This window comes from Synechococcus sp. PCC 7335, from assembly GCF_000155595.1.
Classification (GTDB): domain Bacteria; phylum Cyanobacteriota; class Cyanobacteriia; order Phormidesmidales; family Phormidesmidaceae; genus Phormidesmis.
This window is the reverse complement of sequence record NZ_DS989904.1, coordinates 2,766,306-2,783,327: the sequence shown is the minus strand read 5'-3', so window position 1 is coordinate 2,783,327 and position 17,022 is coordinate 2,766,306. Positions and strand designations below refer to the sequence as shown.

Genomic DNA, 17,022 nt, shown 5'->3' with positions numbered 1-17,022 from the left:
CTAGGTTAATTTGACAGCTTTGTTGATTACCGGAACAGATACGGATAGTGGAAAGACAGTGCTGACAGCAGCGCTAATGGCTTATTGGCAACGATATTGTTGGGCCTATCGTTTGGGCTTGTGTAAACCTGTGCAGTCTGGAGAAGGCGATCGCGAGTTCTACAGCCAACTTTTTGATCTAGACGAGTTCTTGGGTCAAACCATAGAGCAACTCAATCCTCTATGGTTCAAAGCACCCATTGCTCCACCGTTGGCCGCTGCGCTCGAAGGTAAGCGAGTCGATCTAGCCAAAGCCTGGCAGGTAATATCACAGCTTCAAGCAGAGAGAGACTGGGTATTAGTCGAAGGAGCCGGGGGACTAGGTTCGCCGATTACCGATGAGCTGACCGTTGCAGACATTGCCTGCCAGTGGCGGTTACCGGCTGTACTCGTTGTGCCTATAAAGCTAGGGTGTATCTCGGCTATTGTTGCCAACGTCGCGCTTGCCGAACAAAAAAAAATCGACCTGCGAGGTATCGTTCTTAGCTGTACAGTTCCGCTGACCCGTCAGCAGATAGAGCAGTGGGCCCCGATTTGGATGATCGAATCATTGACCCGCACCCCTGTTTTAGGCGTGTTACCTCATCTTATACAGACTAAGCATCTAGAAGACCTAGCGGACGCTGCTGCCCAGTTAGATCTTGAGCGGCTAATGCCAAAGCCGTTCTGGGCATAGAAAAATCTGTCAGAATAAATAAAACCCTACCGAATCTCTATGCTGACGCTTTCTGGGCCATTGACGACTGAATTTTCAGCGCTACGACCTGATATTCAGGCGCTGCAAGCTGACCTAGTAACCTGGCGACGTCAAATCCATCAGCGTCCAGAGCTAGGTTTTCAAGAAGACCTCACCGCTCGGTTTATCTGTGAGCGCCTAACGGAATGGGGAATTGCTCATAAAAGCGGCATTGCTAGAACTGGAGTAGTTGCCATTCTAGAAGGGAAACAGGGAACCTCGACTATGCCCAACTCACACCATAATACTGGGGGGGTAAGCAAGCCAGTGTTAGGTATTCGAGCTGATATGGACGGGCTGCCGGTTCAAGAGCTAAATGAGGTACCTTACTGCTCTATTCATGATGGAAAGATGCACGCTTGTGGCCATGATGGACATGTAGCGATCGCCCTCGGCACTGCAAAATACTTGAAAGATCATCCTGAAACCTTTAGCGGCACTGTCAAGCTGATTTTTCAGCCCGCCGAAGAAGGGCCCGGCGGCGCCAAACCAATGGTCGAAGCTAGCGTTCTCAAAGATCCTGATGTTGATGCGTTAGTCGGGCTGCACCTCTGGAATAACTTGCCACTTGGCACCTTAGGCATTCGTAGTGGGCCAATGATGGCGGCGACAGAATTTTTCCACTGCACTATTCAAGGCAGAGGCGGTCATGGGGCTATCCCCCAGCAGACAATCGATGCAGTCGTTGTCGGATCTCAGGTGGTAACGGCGCTGCAAACGCTAGTTGCTCGTAACATTGATCCACTCAAGTCAGCGGTCGTTTCGGTTGGCGAATTCAAAGCGGGGACGGCGGTCAATGTCATTGCTGATAGCGCTTTTTTGAGTGGGACCGTGCGCTATTTTGATCCAGACTATGGGGAACTGATCCCCCAGCGATTAGAGCAAATCATTGCGGGTGTTTGTGCAGCACATGGTGCTAGCTACACTTTGGACTACCACAAGCTGTATCCGCCTGTCATCAATGATGAAGCCGTTACCGATCTGGTTCGCTCTGTTGCTTTTTCTGTGGTTGAAACTCCTGCAGGTGTTGTCCCCGAGTGCCAAACTATGGGAGGTGAAGATGTTTCCTTCTTCCTCCAGGCAGTCCCTGGGTGCTATTTCTTCTTAGGGGCAGCTAATGTCAATAAAAACTTGGCCTACCCTCACCATCATCCTCGCTTCGACTTTGACGAAACAGCACTAGGTGTAGGCGTAGAGACCTTTGTGCGGATTGTTGAAAAGTTTTGTCCACCAACCTCTTATCCAGCCAGATCTCTATCAAGTTAGAGCCTAGCGATCACAAACGGCTGCGATCGCAGATGATATAAAGTGATGACTTCTAGCCAAACCTGCCTCTTTCATGAGCGATTCATCTTCCCTGCGCGCCAACGACCTGCCGCTATCGACTGCTATTCGCACAAAGGTGCTAAATGCCGTCGCTGAAAAACTCGATGCATACGCCTTTCCAGATATTGCAGATATCATTCAGACCGACATTGCCTCACGTCTAAGCTCGGGCGGCTATCGGGATATCAAAAGTGGCTTTCAGCTAGCCGAGACCCTCACCGCTCAGCTACAATCGCTAAGTGCCGACCAACATCTCAAGGTCTATTTCAGCCCGGCCGTCTTACCTCATCTAAATTCTCAAACCGACATTTCGCCCGAAGAACTAGCCCACCAGCAACAGCTAAGTCAGCTTCGTAATTTTGACTTCAACCGAGTTGAACGCTTGCGCGGCAATATTGGCTATCTAGAGCTATTCAGCTTCGAGCCACCAGAATTTGCTGGAGATACCGCCGCTGCTGCTATGCGGTTCCTCGCCAATACCAGCGCCTTGATTATCGACTTGCGCTACAACCGAGGCGGTTCGGCAAGTATGGTCGCTCTACTTACTAGCTATCTACTTCCCGCTTACCCTCCGGTTCATCTTACTGATCTGCACTGGCACACAGAAGAGCGAACCCAGCAGTCGTGGACCGTGCCCTACGTCCCTAGTCCGCGCTATCTAGATCGCCCGGTATACATACTGATTGGGCCAGAGACGTTTTCCGCCGCAGAAGAATTTGCTTACAATCTCAAACACCTCAACCGTGTCGTTCTAGTCGGTGAAACGACGGCAGGGGGGGCAAATCCTGGTAGTGGCTTTAGATTGCACGATCATTTTTGGATGTTTATTCCCACCGGCCAAGCGATTAGTCTGATCACCGATAAGAATTGGGAAGGGACGGGTGTTCTTCCAGACTTTAAAGTGCCGATTGAGCTTTCTTTAAAGACAGCTCAGCTACTAGCGATTAGAAAGCTTTTACGAGATGACACGGAAGGCCCTACTCCAAATCAGCTACCTAGCAGTTTACACCGCGAATTAGAAGATTCGCTGACTTTAATCGAAAGTGAATTAGACCGCATGCAGCAGGATTTAGTCAGTCAAATGAGCAAAATTCAATAAAAATAAGTAGAAACTTTGATGATTTAGACTAAAACAGCATGAATACTGTATGACGAGTTACTCATTTTGGACCTACATAGGTTAAAGAGAGTAGCTAATAGCGTAATCGTTGCTTTTCTATCTAGGTAGTTTCTGATGAAATCAAGGCAGACATGGGATCAGCTAGTCGGTGTAGTACTTTTCTCGGGAGCGCTATTATTCGGCATAGGTACTAGCAACGTAAGCGCTCAGGAAATGCAAAATGCCACCGACCAGAACGCCACTAGCCAGAACGCCACTAATATAAATTCGACGAATTCGAACGCAGTCATCCTCCCGCCTATACCTACTTCTATCTCTACGCCTTTTTCCCCAGAGCTCTCTGGCATTGTTGATCTTTATAGCAACGCCGAAGATGGAATTCCTAGTATTGGCCATCTGCGTCCCCGTCATGTAGAAGGGCTCACTGGCGACAGTGTCAACTGGTTAACCTCTGTTTCCCTACCCCTTTATGTTTCTCCTAATGGAGCGCATTGGGGTTGGATTCACAAAGGGTACTTAGTTCAAGGCGAATCCGCACTTGCCATTGGTCGCGATGCCGGCTTTGCAATGGTTAAGCCTTACGAGAATCTGTATACCTTTCCTGTTCTAGAGATTCGAGAAGATGGTTGGTTTCAGGTACAGTACACCACTGGTGGCAGCGCTTGGGCACATACTTCACAGCTAGAAGTAGGCGACATACCGCTGGTGATTGAGCGATGGGAATTATTGCTCAGCTCACAAGCCGCGCTGTATTTCTTAGAACGAACAGAGGCTCAACCACTGCGATCGCAACCCCAAGAAGCCACCAACATGCTTAGCTTTGTAGCCGCAGACAGCCTCATCGAACCCATCAGTATCGTTGGCGACTGGATGCGCGTTAGGGTCACTCGCCCTACCTTACTATGCGAACCGCTTACCGGATCAACCGTCACCGAGGGCTGGATGCGCTGGAGAGGCAACGAAGATGAATCTTTAGTCTGGTATAACCCAGACGGCAGCTGCCCCCAGACTAGCTAATTCTATGTTCTTGTTGGCCTGTGAGTGGTCAGTGAAAGTCGACTAGCTGCAAAACTCAATCACAAAGTATAGCCATCTGCTGAATGCACTCAGCAGGTTTCAAAGCAATTAGCTTCATCTATACGTGAGTTCAAGCTCTTTAACCCTTACCGGAAGCCTTAAGATTTCCTTATTTTCCGGCCGTTTTTTGCCTTACAATCACTTAAGTGTTAAGCGTCGAATTTCTTTACTAAATCAGTCGCTTGCGCTACCAGGCCGCGCTGTTGTAGTAGGCATTCTATCCTATGTCGATTGGTTATCTTGCACTTGTTCTCCATGCTCATCTTCCCTTTGTTCGCCACCCTGAAAGCGACTTTGTTCTAGAAGAAGAGTGGCTGTTCGAGGCTATCACAGAGACCTATGTTCCTCTACTCACTATGTTTGAGGGACTCAAGCGGGACGGCGTCGACTTCAAGCTGACTATGAGCATGACGCCACCCTTGGCCGCTATGCTTCGAGACCCCTTGTTGCAAGAGCGCTATGACGTGCATCTCACGCAGCTAGAAGAGCTTCTAGAAAAAGAAATAGAACGCAATCAGTACAACGGTCATATTAAATATTTGGCTGAATACTACGCCAAGGAATTCGCTCATGTTCGTGAGGTCTGGGAAAGCTACGACGGCGATCTGACCAAAGGCTTTCGCAAGTTTTTAGAGAGCGGCAATCTCGATATTATGACCTGCGGAGCCACGCATGGCTATCTGCCGCTAATGAAGATGTACCCTGAGGCAGTCTGGGCACAGATAGAAGTCGCTTGCCAGAGCCATGAAGAGATATTTGGACAGCGGCCTACGGGTATTTGGCTTCCAGAATGCGCCTACTACGAAGGATTAGAGCGAATGCTGGCTGATGCTGGACTACGCTATTTCCTGACAGATGGCCACGGTATTTTGTACGCTCGCCCTCGGCCTCGCTACGGCGCCTATGCACCTATCTACACTGAAGCAGGCGTTGCCGCCTTCGGCCGTGACCATGAGTCTTCTCAACAGGTATGGTCTTCAAAAGTCGGCTACCCAGGCGCTGCAGAATATCGAGAATTCTATCGTGACTTGGGCTGGGATGCTGACTATGAATACATCAAGCCCTACATTATGCCAAATGGCCAGCGAAAGAATGTAGGTATCAAGTATCACAAAATTACGGGCAAAGAAGTCGGTGGTTCTGACAAAGCCTGGTATGACCCTTACTGGGCAAGAGAAAAAGCAGCTGAACACGCAGGTAACTTCTCCTACAACCGTGAGCGCCAGATTGAGGGCCTACATGGCATGATTCAGCGCAAACCTATCGTGGTTTCACCCTATGACGCTGAGCTATATGGTCACTGGTGGTATGAAGGCCCCTGGTTCTTAGACTATGTGTTTCGCAAGAGCTGGTACGACCAGGGTACGTACGAGATGACGCATTTAGCTGATTACCTCAAAAGTAATCCCACTCAGCAGGTAGCTCGTCCCTCACAGTCTAGCTGGGGCTACAAAGGCTTCCACGAGTATTGGCTAAATGAGACTAACGCCTGGATATATCCCCATCTGCACAAAGCGGCTGAACGGATGATCGAGTTAGCAAAACGCGAACCCGCAGACGAGCTGCAATGGCGCGCGCTAAATCAGGCGGCGCGTGAGCTACTGTTAGCACAGTCGTCTGACTGGGCGTTTATTATGCGTACAGGGACAATGGTGCCCTACGCAGTGCGTCGAACTAGGGCGCATCTGATGCGTTTCAACAAATTGTGGGAAGACATTCGAGCTGAGAAAGTGGACGCAAGTTGGCTAGAGAAAGTAGAAGAAATTGATAATATTTTCCCTAATATCAACTATCGAACCTATCGCCCGCTGTGAATCTATAGCTTTTGTCACTTGGTTGATGAGGTACGGTCTCCAGACGAAGCTTTGTGTTCCAACAGGCCAAGTGACTAGCCTGTACCGAATGCATCCGATACGGCTATATCGCTTCGACCACATAGAGCTTCTATGAGCTTCCGCTTCCTTTGAAGTCGAAGCCAGTCTCTTCATCGAGGTGACCATTGAGGTGAGCGATCTTTGGCCGTCAACTGCTGCCAAAAATCCGCATAGGCTACTCGCATCGACTGAGATAGCGGCGAGAGCAGTTCACTATTTTGTAACGCTCGCAAAGATAGCTGCGTTCTTTCTAAAGAACTAGGAAGCTGTTTATCTGTTGCCAAAAAAATAGGCGATATTCCTTTTGGGGTAGTAGAAAGTTCAGTAGCGGGTCCCTGCTGCCAACAAAAAGAAATCCACGTTTTTGCGGCGCTGGTGAGCGTAGCGCCTTTGGGCTGTACCCACATATCCGCAGATAATAGGCTCCCCTCATCAGGAACAACAGCTCTTAGGTCTCGATATCGCTTCAGCGCAACAGCGACATCGCTTGACCAGCCCACAACAACTTTCACATCCTCATTGATTAGCGCTTTAAGCGCGGTATTAGAGTCGTAAGTCTTAACTTGGGCTGTTAGCTTGGCGAAGGGAGCAGCTAACTGATCGTTTAGCTGCGATAGCAGCTGTTCTGAGCTAACTGGGTTGTCTGTGCTAACCGGGTTGAAGCTTCCGGTCTGTAGCTTTTGCAGCAAGCTAATAAGGATTCTCGGATGACTCGGTAGCGCAATGCTTCGCGATAGATCTGGCGCTAGCAAATCCTGCCAGCTGCTAAATGGCTGTTTCCCCGTTCGTGATTTGGCTAAAAACTGGCTGTGACGATAGACCACAACGAGCGGTTGCAGTTTGTAGGGGACGCTCCAAAGTTCACCGTCGGAAGTAATTTGACCGGTGTGATCGCGTCTACCGAAGGCCTGCCACTTCGATGGCAACAGATCTAGAGATGTCGTCGGAATCGAAAGCGGCTCGATTAAGTCTTGAACAATTGCCTCAGTCAGCCAGTAATCAGCCAAACTCACCAAATTATCAGTGGCCGCCGAGTCTGTCTGTTGCCAAGGTATAAACTGGCTCCAAGGGTTCTCTACTTCGGGCTGCTGCCACTTTTGCAACGCCTGAAATGCTGTCTGCACCTGAGCAACTGTCTGAAAGTTCACCGGCGTATCAGTCTCTCGTTGAAACTGATTAAGAACGACCGAAGGCAGCGCGCCTTCTAATAGCAAAATCCTCAGTACGTCTTCGGCCCTATTACTACATCCAGCTAAGGCACTGCTAACGATCAGCCCAGCACCGGCCCGCATTAATGTTCTTCGATTGATCATGAGAAAAATATAAGTTCGACAGACCGCTTTGACAGTTAAGACTGGCTAAAGGGTATATCCGAAGTCCGTAACTTCAAAGAGCTTTAACACCTGTCTTCTATGTTCAGGGTAGCCAGAGCGGATGACGACCCGCAATATCAAGCGGTGTCGGCGGTAGAGAAACGGGTTTGCCATTGCGGCGCTCTTCTAAAGTGCTAAACAAAGGTAGTAGCCATAGTCGGTGACTAGGACCATCATATTGGCTAGTTCCGCTATCGCTGATTTCATCATCCTCTGCCAATGTCTCGTCAAACAAGATAGCTAGGCCATCGGGGGCTAGATCTATTTCGATTTGAGATTGAGGCGGCAGTTCGATTAGCTTTTGGGCTTCGCCTGTCTCTACATTGATGGCGGCTAAGAAAGCACTGGTCTGATAGCTGTCTTCATAACTATTTTCATAATTACCTTCACCGTTCTCAAGGGGACCAAGCTCGCTCTCTGGGTCACTGCGCTCAGAGGTTTCTTCTTGAACAACTTGAGTGATCAGACTGTATAACAGTGTGTTGTTCTCATTGAACTGAGCACTGATAATAGTACCGTCAGTATCTAGCAAAGGCTTTTCCTCACCTCGGTTGGTTACAAGAAACAGCGTTTGCGTAAATCGCTTGTCTGGATCGTCTTGATTGAAGTTGACAAGTGCCGCTGAACTTCCATCGTTGGCAATATCTAGCGTAAGACCATAGTCGGGCAAGAAGTCGATCAGCGTATTGTCATTTTGCGCTGTTTGACGCGTAGGTTCTTTGCGAGAGACGTCTTCAGGATCCAAAGATAATATGGCGGTTCCCTCTCCCTGCTGTAGGAGTAGAGATTTGCTATCTGGCGCAATCTTGAAGTCTCCGCCAGGTTCGGTGTCAAGCTTGCGAGCCGACTGTCCAACCTGCAAGACCCACTGCCCAAAATCGGCAGGATCGTTTTGTTTAACGCGCTGTACGACGATCGTTTTACCATCAGGCGAGAGATCAAAGTTCAGGTTCTGATAGTCCTGATTATCAAGTATCAGCTTCGTCTTGCCAGCTTCAGGGTTGGCCTGTCGTCGCCAGAATTGCCACTTAGGAATAATAGATGATTGCCCAGGCAGAGCACCCGGTCTCGGCAGATCAGCACCGATTCCTGTGGTGACGCTATAGAGTTGGGCGGCAGCGGCGCGGTCAATGTCTGCTTTCGCACTGACAGCAGAAAATAAAATGCGATCGCGTCCGGGATACGGCTGAAAGTCTAGCACCAGCTGATCTTCGGGGGTAAGCAGCGTTTTCTCTTTTTTTGTTAGGTTAAAAAGAATCAGACGACCTGATTCGTCTCCTTCTGCGCCGATATAGGCAAAGACGCGATCGCGTGACTTAAACTTACTGATGAAGGGCTCAAACCCTTCTTGCCTACTTAGTGCCTGAGCTTTTGACAGTACTAGCTCATAGGTTTCACCATAAGGAGCAGGCAGATCTAGGGTATAGGCCATCCGCCGTCCGGCCCAGCTGACTTTGCCAGAAAGAGCAGGTTCTATCCGCAGATTTTCCTCAACGCTTCGAGGTTCCATCGGTTGATTGAAGGTCAGTAGGAAAGCCACATCGTCAGTCGAGACGGGGCGATCCTGCCAAGAGAAGCTTCGCACCCGAGGCAGCGTTTGTGAGCCGAGCGATAGCATCGCAACAATCACTAGAGCCACTAGAATCATCACGGTCGTGGCGGCGCGATCTAGAGGTTGGCCCAACAGTCGACTAGAAGATGACTTCATCAGTATTCGTATCAGTACTCATAAGGATTGCGAGGTTCTTCGATGGTGCGAATAGCCGTAGGCGCGATCGCAATCTGTCGGCGTCCGTCTAAGGTTTCTGTCTGCATTTGGCCAGTCACTGACAGCCAGCTATCAACAGCGTAGTCGGCTTGAGACACATTACCTGTTAGCCTCACTGGCAATCCTACCGGATAGGCATCGGCTGCGCAGCAGGTCAGCACAAACCGTGACACCATCAGATAGTTATTCGGCCAGGTGTCTGGGTGAATCACAAATCCTTCTACAGCAACACTTTCACCTTCATAAGCATCAGGCTCAGGGTAAACATTGACTAGCCGGATCCAGTCGATGATCGAGCGTTCTTCTGGATTGGCAACTCGTTCAAATCGCTGTGGCTGGGCCCTTGTTAGAGAAAGCGTTTCGGAGATACCACGCTGTGCTGCCGTCTGACTGGCGAAGGCACGAGGGGTGTAAATCAAGCCAAAGATGGCAACAGATAAAAGGATAGCGCTACTAACGTTGCCCGGCAGCAGAGTGACATGATTTTGAGCGTTACTATTTTGAGTACTTCTATTTGAAGAAGCACTGTCTAGAGAAGCAGTTTTTCTAGATGCCGTATAGGCACGAAACGTCTGCCAGGCTCGGTAGAGTGCTAACAGCGCTAAGATAATTGCCGCCGAATTAGAGAGCCAGGCGTAGTTAGGATGTAGTAGCAACAGTAGTTTGCCACCAAACCAGTAGCGAAACAGCATTGCACTCCATACCCCTAGCGCCAATACATCTAGTATTCCTCGCCAAGGTAAGCGTGAGAACCCGCCAGAGCGACGTTGAGAGTGACGTTGGGATTGAGGCATTGAAGTAGACGAGTGCGATCGCATGGCAGACTAAACCCAGCATTACCCGATGTACAAATTCACAAACAGCGCGACTGCGAAGCTCATCAGCGCCGCTAGTCCAAAGAGATAAAATACTGCGCGCCCTTTGAAAACCGTCAGCAGCAAGCCAATATTTTTAAGATCGATCATCGGCCCAAAGATCAAAAACGCGACTAGCGAGCCGCTAGTGAATGTAGCCGCAAATGATAGCGCAAAGAACGAATCTACTGTCGAGCAAATAGAAACGACCGCCGCCAGTATCATCATCGCTAGAATTGACGACACGATTCCCTGCCCTAGGCCTAGAATTGTTTCTCTGGGGATAGCAACTTGTACGGTTGCGGCAACCGCACTGCCAAAAACAAGTACTGCGCCAAGTTCTCGCAGCTCTCGCACCATATTTTCGAGTGCTAGCTCAAACTTACTAGCTATAGATTGTTCTAATACCGGATTGGCGACTAGTCTTTGAGCCACTGGCGCATCAAGCCGAAAAGATTCACCCGACTGACCGGCTAGAAAGGTGCCACCTTGAAGTAAATCTGGCTGAACAACTGCCGCAGCCGATTTTACGATAGGCGACTGTGCCGGATCGCGTGCTCGAAACCGACTGCGTTCTACTGGCTCTTGTAAGAAAGGTCCAATATCTGACTGGCGACTAAACACCCAGCCGATTGCAGTTGCAATCAGCAGCGTAAAACCTACCCGCATGAAGACAATTTCTGGCTGTCCTCTAAAGGCCACCCAAGTTGCCCAGAACACGACTGGATTGATTGTCGGCGCAGCCAGCAAAAACCCAATAGAGACTGCTGTTGGTGCTCCTTGTACGATTAAGCGCCGAGCTACCGGCACATTTCCACATTCACAGACAGGAAATAGTATGCCGATCAAGCTACCGACTAATGCTCCAAGCAGGGGATTCTTAGGCAAGACACCGACTAGCTGACGATCATCCACAAAAAATAGCAGCAGGCTCGAAAAAGCAACACCGATCAGTAAAAAGGGAATTGCTTCTACCAGCAGGCTAAGAAACAGGGTAAATCCTGTATTGAGTTGAACCATGTATCAAAGATTGGCTGGATAAAGGATTAGTCAAAGACGGACAAGAGCGAACATATCCTACTATAGGCACTGCCAAATCTGATAACTTTTGTACCTTGACACTATTCCATTATTGTCATTTTTTCTCGATTACTATTACCCACCGCTATCTATCGGTACTATATAGTTCTTGATGGATGGCGACTGTATAGCTCTCATGTCTACGCTTCCGCCATTGTAGACATGCTGCTACAGCATTTATCGCTCAAACTAGCTTAAGCTCAAGGACGCTCCAGCTTGAGTACGCTGTAGAGGAGGCACTTAGGTTAGACCACTATATTTGGACCACTATAGACTGAATATCGAGCTACCACATCTGGATTTTGACAGCACTAATTTGACCGCTGAAACACACCTCAACGTCACCACCGCGATCGCGCAGACGCTTTTCGTAAGCACCGATATAGCGAAATCCAGTTTCATCAATTGCAAACTCAGTCGGTAGAGGTTGAGTGCATTGGTTGCAAAAGATAACGTCGGGTTCGTCGTCGTGGCCTTCTAGCGGCGGCGCCGGCAAGTTGATATTCCAAAACTCTCCAGGCTGGGTGGGTTTTTCCATCAGCTGCCGAATCACTTTTCGAGCCAGACGAGTAGCCCGCGGCCAGTCGAAGGGCTGAGATCGATAGCGATATTGAGAGATAGCAATGCCCGGTTTGCGTAACAAAGCGGCTTCTCTAATAGCAGCAACTGTCCCTGAGACATAGGTATCTGAGCCCAGATTTCCGCCTGCATTGATGCCTGAGAGCACCCAGTCAGCAGTTGGATATAGATGGCTGATGGCTACTCGGCTACAGTCGGCAGGGGTGCCGCCAATTGCGTATTCGGTTTGACTGCGCTGGTCAATGGCGATCGCCCCGCCTCGATTGAGCTGGTGGCTGCACCCAGATAAATGCGTATCGGGTGCCACCACTACCGTCTGGCCTAACGGCTCTACGGCCTTTTGCAGTGCTAAGATTCCTGGCGCACCGATTCCATCATCGTTGGTTAAAACAAACAAAGTCATTTCTATTTACCGAAACCCTACCGACCCGCTGCATCTACAGCGACATCGCCTGAAAAAACAAGCGTAGCAGGGCCAGTCATATAAACTCTATTGTTGTTCGCCCATTCAATTTCAAGATTCCCACCTGGTAGTTCGACGGTTGTTTGGCGATCGCACTTACCATTTAGCACCGCCGCTACTACCAGAGCGCAAGTGCCTGTTCCACAGGCCAGCGTCGGCCCCGCACCGCGCTCCCAGACCTTCATCCTCAAAAAGTCAGGCCGTACCACTTCGACAAATTCCGTATTGATTCGCGCCGGAAACGCCTCGTGATGCTCAAACCGCGGTCCAATGTCTGCTAAAGGCACCGCTTCGACATCATCGACAAACGTAATACAGTGCGGATTGCCCATACTGACGCAGGTCACCTGCCAGTTTTCTCCGGCCACTGTCAGCGTCTCATCAATCACCTTGCCATCAGGCTGGCCTAGCGTCGTCGGAATTTCCCTTGCTGTTAAGATGGGCTCGCCCATATCGACAGTGACCTGTCCATCAGGCTTTAGCTCAGGGCGAATAATTCCAGCTAGCGTATGCACGCCGTAGCTTTTGGGCAGCGTTGGTTCGTTGTGCTCTTCTTCTAGATCCGCAATGAACTTTGCGAGGCAGCGAATGCCGTTCCCACACATCTCAGGCTCTGAGCCATCTGAGTTGTAGATACGCATGCTGTAGTCTGCGCCTTCTTTGCCCGGCAGCACAAAGATTACCCCGTCTGCGCCGATGCCAAAATTGCGATCGCACACATCCACCGCCTGCTCTGGTGTAACCATTGGCGTCTCGCTCGCCCGGTTATCCATTAATATAAAATCGTTGCCGAGACCGTGATACTTGCTAAACGGAAGGGTTGCCATACCAAAAGGAAAAGGAAAATACAAACTTCTTCGTATTTTACCGCTTCGTTTCCTTTGACCTATGGCTAATCCAGGGGTTGATTCATAGATCGCTTCTATAGTACCTATCGCTCCTGTGCCTACCGATTAAACGCCAGACAACATGGGCAATACGCCAGACGACATGGGCAATATAGAAGCACAAGAATTTTTTTAAGATAGCTTCACCGGAATTCCATGACTTCTAAAACATTCGACACTGGTCTGCCCAGCATCCGACAGGTTCAATCTCTAATCCGCGATCAGCAAACCGTTGAAGTCAAGCTAGTCACTGGCGATGTGGTAGTCGGGGTAGTGAGCTGGCAGGACGCTAATGCCATCTGCGTGAAGGGAAACGACAGCAGAAATACGATTTTGATGCGCGGGGCGATCGCCTATGTCAAAAGCTTGTCCTAATTTAATGATCGTTGGATATCACCGATGAAGTCCTGATTAGTCAGTCACCAATAGTCACTGACTAATAGCAGCAACGAAAACTCACCAATTTTCAAAGGCTTATGACCCATTGCAGAGCAGATTTTATTGGTTGTGTTCAAGAGGATTTCATTTTACCTTTTGGGTTTCCCCCCAGCCCACTGATCGCCGATGATGTTTGGTTGGGCCAAAATGTAGCCTGCGATCGCACTCAAATCATCGTCGCCTAGATCTCTCATGCGAGGAAACAAGTCGGCTCGGATTGTTGAAGGATGAAGTTCAGCAAGCGATCTTAATCCATCGTAGGTGGTTGGATCGTGTAGATAGTCGACAATGGCTTCGACGCTATCGCGAGCTGGGGTTGCATTCGCTAAAGTCTCTAGCCCTAGATCGACGTCTGGGTTAGTTTTTGAGGCACCGTCTATATGGCACTGAGCGCAGCTACCATTGAACTTACGCTGTCCCTGCATCAGTTGACGAGTGCTAAAGGTGACTTGCTCCCCGGTTTCATTGAGAGAAACCGTGCGGCTGGCAGGATCAATTTCACTAGCGATCGCACTTTGCATCACCGAGAATGTCAGGATTGCAATCGTCAAACAGATGTAAATCGATAATGCTTTGGTCAAAATACTTTTCAGAATGTGAATCATAGTACCCATCGTTTTATTAAGAAGACTTTGATTGCAACAGAATAGATCGAGAGTATTGCTCTTGAGGAACGTTAGTGACCGTCAGCAAATGATTGATCAAGTTATCTCGAACGATTATCTGTCGCATAAGTTCAACAAGGTATGATTGAGTCTGCTCTAGCGATAGATCCTGAGTTTTGTCCTTTACTCTTTGCAGCTCTTGCTCTTGCTCTAAATTGAGTTGGCCGAGGATGTTCATGTGATGTCTCTTACGATAAGTAACTACCTTTGGATGAATTGCATAGCAGCGATAGATCCCAAGAAAAATACAGATGGAATCGCTAGTGCATGGATGGCTAGCCACCGAATGGTGAAGATCGGATAGGAAATCGGCTGTTCGCGCCCGATGTTTGTCACAATTCAAGTCCTCCTTACTAAAGTCAAACTAAACTAAAGTCAAACTAAAAAGCGTTATGTTCAAGCAATCTCCGGTGTAATTCGGCTGTAGAACTGACCAAGTATTTTCACAGTCATCGCCGGCTTAGAGCCAAAGTCTGTATCAGACGGCTGCTGACTTTCAAACGAACCTGAGATTTCTCCTGTCGATTGATTGACTCGATCTACTTGCAAAACAATGTTTCCTGTTCCCACCTTGAAAGACTTGTTGTTTTGACGAGAAAAGGCTTCCCTATCAGCCTGAATCGGAATACCAACTGCCGCATCGTAGCCAACTGCTAACCCCCGACCTTTAGGATCAATAAAGCTAGAGGTGCGATAGGGCGGCACGTCAAAACTGCCAGAAAATCGAGTAGAGGGCCTAATTGTATCTATTGCTTCAGCTGTTTTAGCAACGAGTCCTTTGACAGTGAAAAGTAAGGGCACGCGATCACCATTAGGAATTTGAACAGTGACAGGCTGAAAATCAAATCCACCTTGTTCAACAAACGTCAGAGCACCATTCGACGCTTTCTGCAATTGTCCACTTACCTGATCGAGTGTGAAACTAGAACGAGTCAGTAGCTTACCTTCTACAAATCTACCTGCCTGTTTCTTCAGCTGACCATTTACGGATGGAAACGTCTCGACTAGGAACGTTTGGGGCTGTAGGCACAGCGATCTAATCTGATAGGGTTGGCTACCTTCTAAGGGAATAGCGTCCATATTGGTCCCCGTCAGTGCTGGACAATCGTTGGCTAGCCCACTGCCTCGGATGTCATCGTAGGTAAGCGAGTCTCCTGCTATCTTTGTACCGCTACAGGCTGTTAGCAGTCCTAAAGTCAATACCAGAACAGTTGCGATCAAAGTCTTATATATCATCTTCAATTCAGATAAAGAACTTATCTATTCCTCATGCAGCTCTATTTCAAAGCGATTTCCTCTAGGCATTCAATCTAGGCATCCACTAAGCTCTCTAACAGGCTGCCTTATAAAATGTCATTGGAAATGCCGTGAAGCGCTCATTACTGTGTTGTAGTTTACTGAGGACTTCTGAAGAACTTATGAAACTACGAGTAAAACCATAGGTTCAAATTGCGAAACGATAGATTCGCAGCCAAAGTTTTGAAAGAAAGGAAATATTGTGGTCTAAAGCTGATTGGTTTTCACAAGTTCTCCATCTTTATTCCTTATGGTGATATCAACTTCCTCACAACTAAAGAAACCCCAGTTGAAGAAATAGCTGAAGAATCAGTTGAAGAAGTTTTGTTTTAGCCCCTTTGAGTAGTGAGAACCAGTACTATGAGCCTAGTCACAGAACTAATTTTGAGCGCAGACAGCGAAGCTCGATATCCTGCGCCCAAAGAGTTGAGAATTTTCCAAGACTTTGTCAAAACCGGAGAGCAGCGGGTTCGAATTGCCAAAGCTTTAGCGGCTAATGAGGAGAGAATTGTCCAAAATGGCAGTCAGAAGTTTTGGGAGCGCTGTCCGAATACGCCTAGCAACAGTGGCGTTGATCGAAAAACCGCATCCTGTCAGCGCGATCAAGGCTGGTATGTTCGTTTAATTGCCTATTCTATATTAGCTGGTAGCGAGCGCCCGCTAGAAGATATCGGTACAGTCGGTATCAAGGAAATGTACAACAACTTGGAAATTCCGATTAGAAATATCGCTGAGTGCATGCGTTGTCTAAAGGAAGAGGCGATGGCTGTTTTGAGTGATGAAGATGCTCAAGAGGTCGCCGCCTATTTCGATCTGATTATTCAGTCTTTGTCGTAGCTATTTTTGTCGTAGCTATCGTTAAATTCATACGCTAGCTGCAGTCGCACACTATTCGTTTGAAGCACTATTCATTTAGGAGATTTTTCCCGTGCAAGATGCCATCACTACCTTGATCAATACATCCGATGCTCAAGGCAAATATCTAGATGATTCATCGCTAGACACACTGCAAGAATACTTTCGCAGCGGCGATCTGCGAGCGAAAGCAGCGATGACTATTAGCGCTAATGCCTCTACCATTGTTACCAAGACGGTGGCAAAGTCTTTGCTATATACCGATATAACTGGCCCTGGCGGCAATATGTACACCTGTCGCCGCTACGCTGCTTGCATTCGCGATATGGACTTCTTTTTGCGCTATGGCACTTACGCTATGCTAGCGGGCGATGCTTCAATTCTAGATGAACGGGTTCTAAACGGATTAAAAGAGACTTACAACTCTTTGGGCGTGCCAGTCGGCGCTACTATCAGGGCGGTTCAGGCGATGAAAGAAGTAGTCAACGACATGCTAGGCGCTGAGGCTGGCAAAGAGGTCGGTTATTACTTTGATCATATCTGTTCTGGTTTGAGCTAGTCGTTGGTTTACCCAAGCGCCCTATTAGTCAGC

The 17,022-nt window shown here is 48.6% G+C and carries 18 protein-coding genes; 8 read left to right on the top strand and 10 right to left on the bottom strand.

Features of this window, described 5'->3' with window-relative positions:
* The first annotated feature begins 10 nt into the window (after window positions 1–10).
* The 5 genes from bioD to S7335_RS12145 all read left to right on the top strand — a co-directional run bounded on the left by bioD (window position 11) and on the right by S7335_RS12145 (window position 6,112).
* Window positions 11–715 (top strand): dethiobiotin synthase, encoded by a 705-nt coding sequence (bioD, locus tag S7335_RS12165; RefSeq protein ID WP_006455363.1) that lies wholly within the window; start codon window positions 11–13, stop codon window positions 713–715.
* A gap of 39 nt (window positions 716–754) precedes the next feature.
* A complete protein-coding gene (locus tag S7335_RS12160; protein WP_006453911.1) occupies window positions 755–2,041 on the top strand; it encodes a M20 family metallopeptidase in 1,287 nt (428 codons plus the stop codon).
* Between the two features lie 73 nt (window positions 2,042–2,114).
* The gene (locus S7335_RS12155) at window positions 2,115–3,200 is read left to right on the top strand and encodes a S41 family peptidase (RefSeq protein WP_006456835.1); all 1,086 of its coding nucleotides are present in this window, start codon (window positions 2,115–2,117) and stop codon (window positions 3,198–3,200) included.
* 135 nt (window positions 3,201–3,335) lie between these two features.
* Entirely contained in the window at window positions 3,336–4,238 is a 903-nt protein-coding gene (locus tag S7335_RS12150) for a hypothetical protein (protein WP_038016166.1), read from the top strand.
* A gap of 284 nt (window positions 4,239–4,522) precedes the next feature.
* Window positions 4,523–6,112, top strand: a complete 1,590-nt coding sequence (locus S7335_RS12145; protein WP_006454503.1) for a glycoside hydrolase family 57 protein — start codon at window positions 4,523–4,525, stop codon at window positions 6,110–6,112.
* Between the two features lie 170 nt (window positions 6,113–6,282).
* On the opposite strand, the gene S7335_RS12140 is transcribed toward S7335_RS12145, so the two are convergent.
* The 6 genes from S7335_RS12140 to dapF all read right to left on the bottom strand — a co-directional run bounded on the left by S7335_RS12140 (window position 6,283) and on the right by dapF (window position 13,116).
* Window positions 6,283–7,485: an extracellular solute-binding protein gene (locus tag S7335_RS12140; RefSeq protein ID WP_083785074.1), complete on the bottom strand. Its 1,203-nt coding sequence runs from the start codon at window positions 7,483–7,485 to the stop codon at window positions 6,283–6,285.
* Window positions 7,486–7,588: 103 nt separating this feature from the next.
* Window positions 7,589–9,253, bottom strand: coding sequence for a hypothetical protein (locus S7335_RS12135; protein ID WP_006454852.1), 1,665 nt, complete (start codon window positions 9,251–9,253; stop codon window positions 7,589–7,591).
* 11 nt (window positions 9,254–9,264) lie between these two features.
* Window positions 9,265–10,107 (bottom strand): TIGR03943 family protein, encoded by an 843-nt coding sequence (locus S7335_RS12130; protein ID WP_071776929.1) that lies wholly within the window; start codon window positions 10,105–10,107, stop codon window positions 9,265–9,267.
* Between the two features lie 42 nt (window positions 10,108–10,149).
* Window positions 10,150–11,187, bottom strand: coding sequence for a permease (locus tag S7335_RS12125; RefSeq protein ID WP_006455348.1), 1,038 nt, complete (start codon window positions 11,185–11,187; stop codon window positions 10,150–10,152).
* Window positions 11,188–11,533: 346 nt separating this feature from the next.
* Complete coding sequence (surE, locus tag S7335_RS12120) at window positions 11,534–12,229, bottom strand: 5'/3'-nucleotidase SurE (protein ID WP_006456462.1); 696 nt, start codon at window positions 12,227–12,229, stop codon at window positions 11,534–11,536.
* A 17-nt stretch (window positions 12,230–12,246) separates the two neighbouring features.
* A complete protein-coding gene (dapF, locus tag S7335_RS12115; protein ID WP_038016163.1) occupies window positions 12,247–13,116 on the bottom strand; it encodes a diaminopimelate epimerase in 870 nt (289 codons plus the stop codon).
* Between the two features lie 216 nt (window positions 13,117–13,332).
* Here dapF and S7335_RS12110 point away from each other — a divergent pair, with 216 nt between their 5' ends.
* The gene (locus tag S7335_RS12110; RefSeq protein ID WP_006454467.1) at window positions 13,333–13,551 is read left to right on the top strand and encodes a hypothetical protein; all 219 of its coding nucleotides are present in this window, start codon (window positions 13,333–13,335) and stop codon (window positions 13,549–13,551) included.
* Between the two features lie 152 nt (window positions 13,552–13,703).
* Here the strand turns inward: S7335_RS12110 and psbV are convergent, their stop codons facing one another.
* The 4 genes from psbV to psbO are packed head-to-tail and all read right to left on the bottom strand — an operon-like array spanning window position 13,704 to window position 15,515.
* Window positions 13,704–14,228, bottom strand: coding sequence for a photosystem II cytochrome c-550 (gene psbV, locus S7335_RS12105; RefSeq protein ID WP_227499989.1), 525 nt, complete (start codon window positions 14,226–14,228; stop codon window positions 13,704–13,706).
* A 7-nt stretch (window positions 14,229–14,235) separates the two neighbouring features.
* Complete coding sequence (locus S7335_RS12100; RefSeq protein WP_006455980.1) at window positions 14,236–14,457, bottom strand: NblA/ycf18 family protein; 222 nt, start codon at window positions 14,455–14,457, stop codon at window positions 14,236–14,238.
* Between the two features lie 23 nt (window positions 14,458–14,480).
* The gene (gene psbF, locus S7335_RS26815; RefSeq protein WP_006455254.1) at window positions 14,481–14,615 is read right to left on the bottom strand and encodes a cytochrome b559 subunit beta; all 135 of its coding nucleotides are present in this window, start codon (window positions 14,613–14,615) and stop codon (window positions 14,481–14,483) included.
* Between the two features lie 60 nt (window positions 14,616–14,675).
* The gene (gene psbO / locus S7335_RS12095) at window positions 14,676–15,515 is read right to left on the bottom strand and encodes a photosystem II manganese-stabilizing polypeptide (protein WP_038016162.1); all 840 of its coding nucleotides are present in this window, start codon (window positions 15,513–15,515) and stop codon (window positions 14,676–14,678) included.
* A 420-nt stretch (window positions 15,516–15,935) separates the two neighbouring features.
* Here psbO and apcD point away from each other — a divergent pair, with 420 nt between their 5' ends.
* Both apcD and S7335_RS12080 read left to right on the top strand, forming a co-directional pair.
* Entirely contained in the window at window positions 15,936–16,412 is a 477-nt protein-coding gene (apcD, locus tag S7335_RS12085; RefSeq protein WP_006456289.1) for an allophycocyanin subunit alpha-B, read from the top strand.
* Between the two features lie 91 nt (window positions 16,413–16,503).
* Window positions 16,504–16,989 (top strand): allophycocyanin subunit beta, encoded by a 486-nt coding sequence (locus S7335_RS12080; protein ID WP_006454442.1) that lies wholly within the window; start codon window positions 16,504–16,506, stop codon window positions 16,987–16,989.
* Window positions 16,990–17,022: the final 33 nt, after the last annotated feature.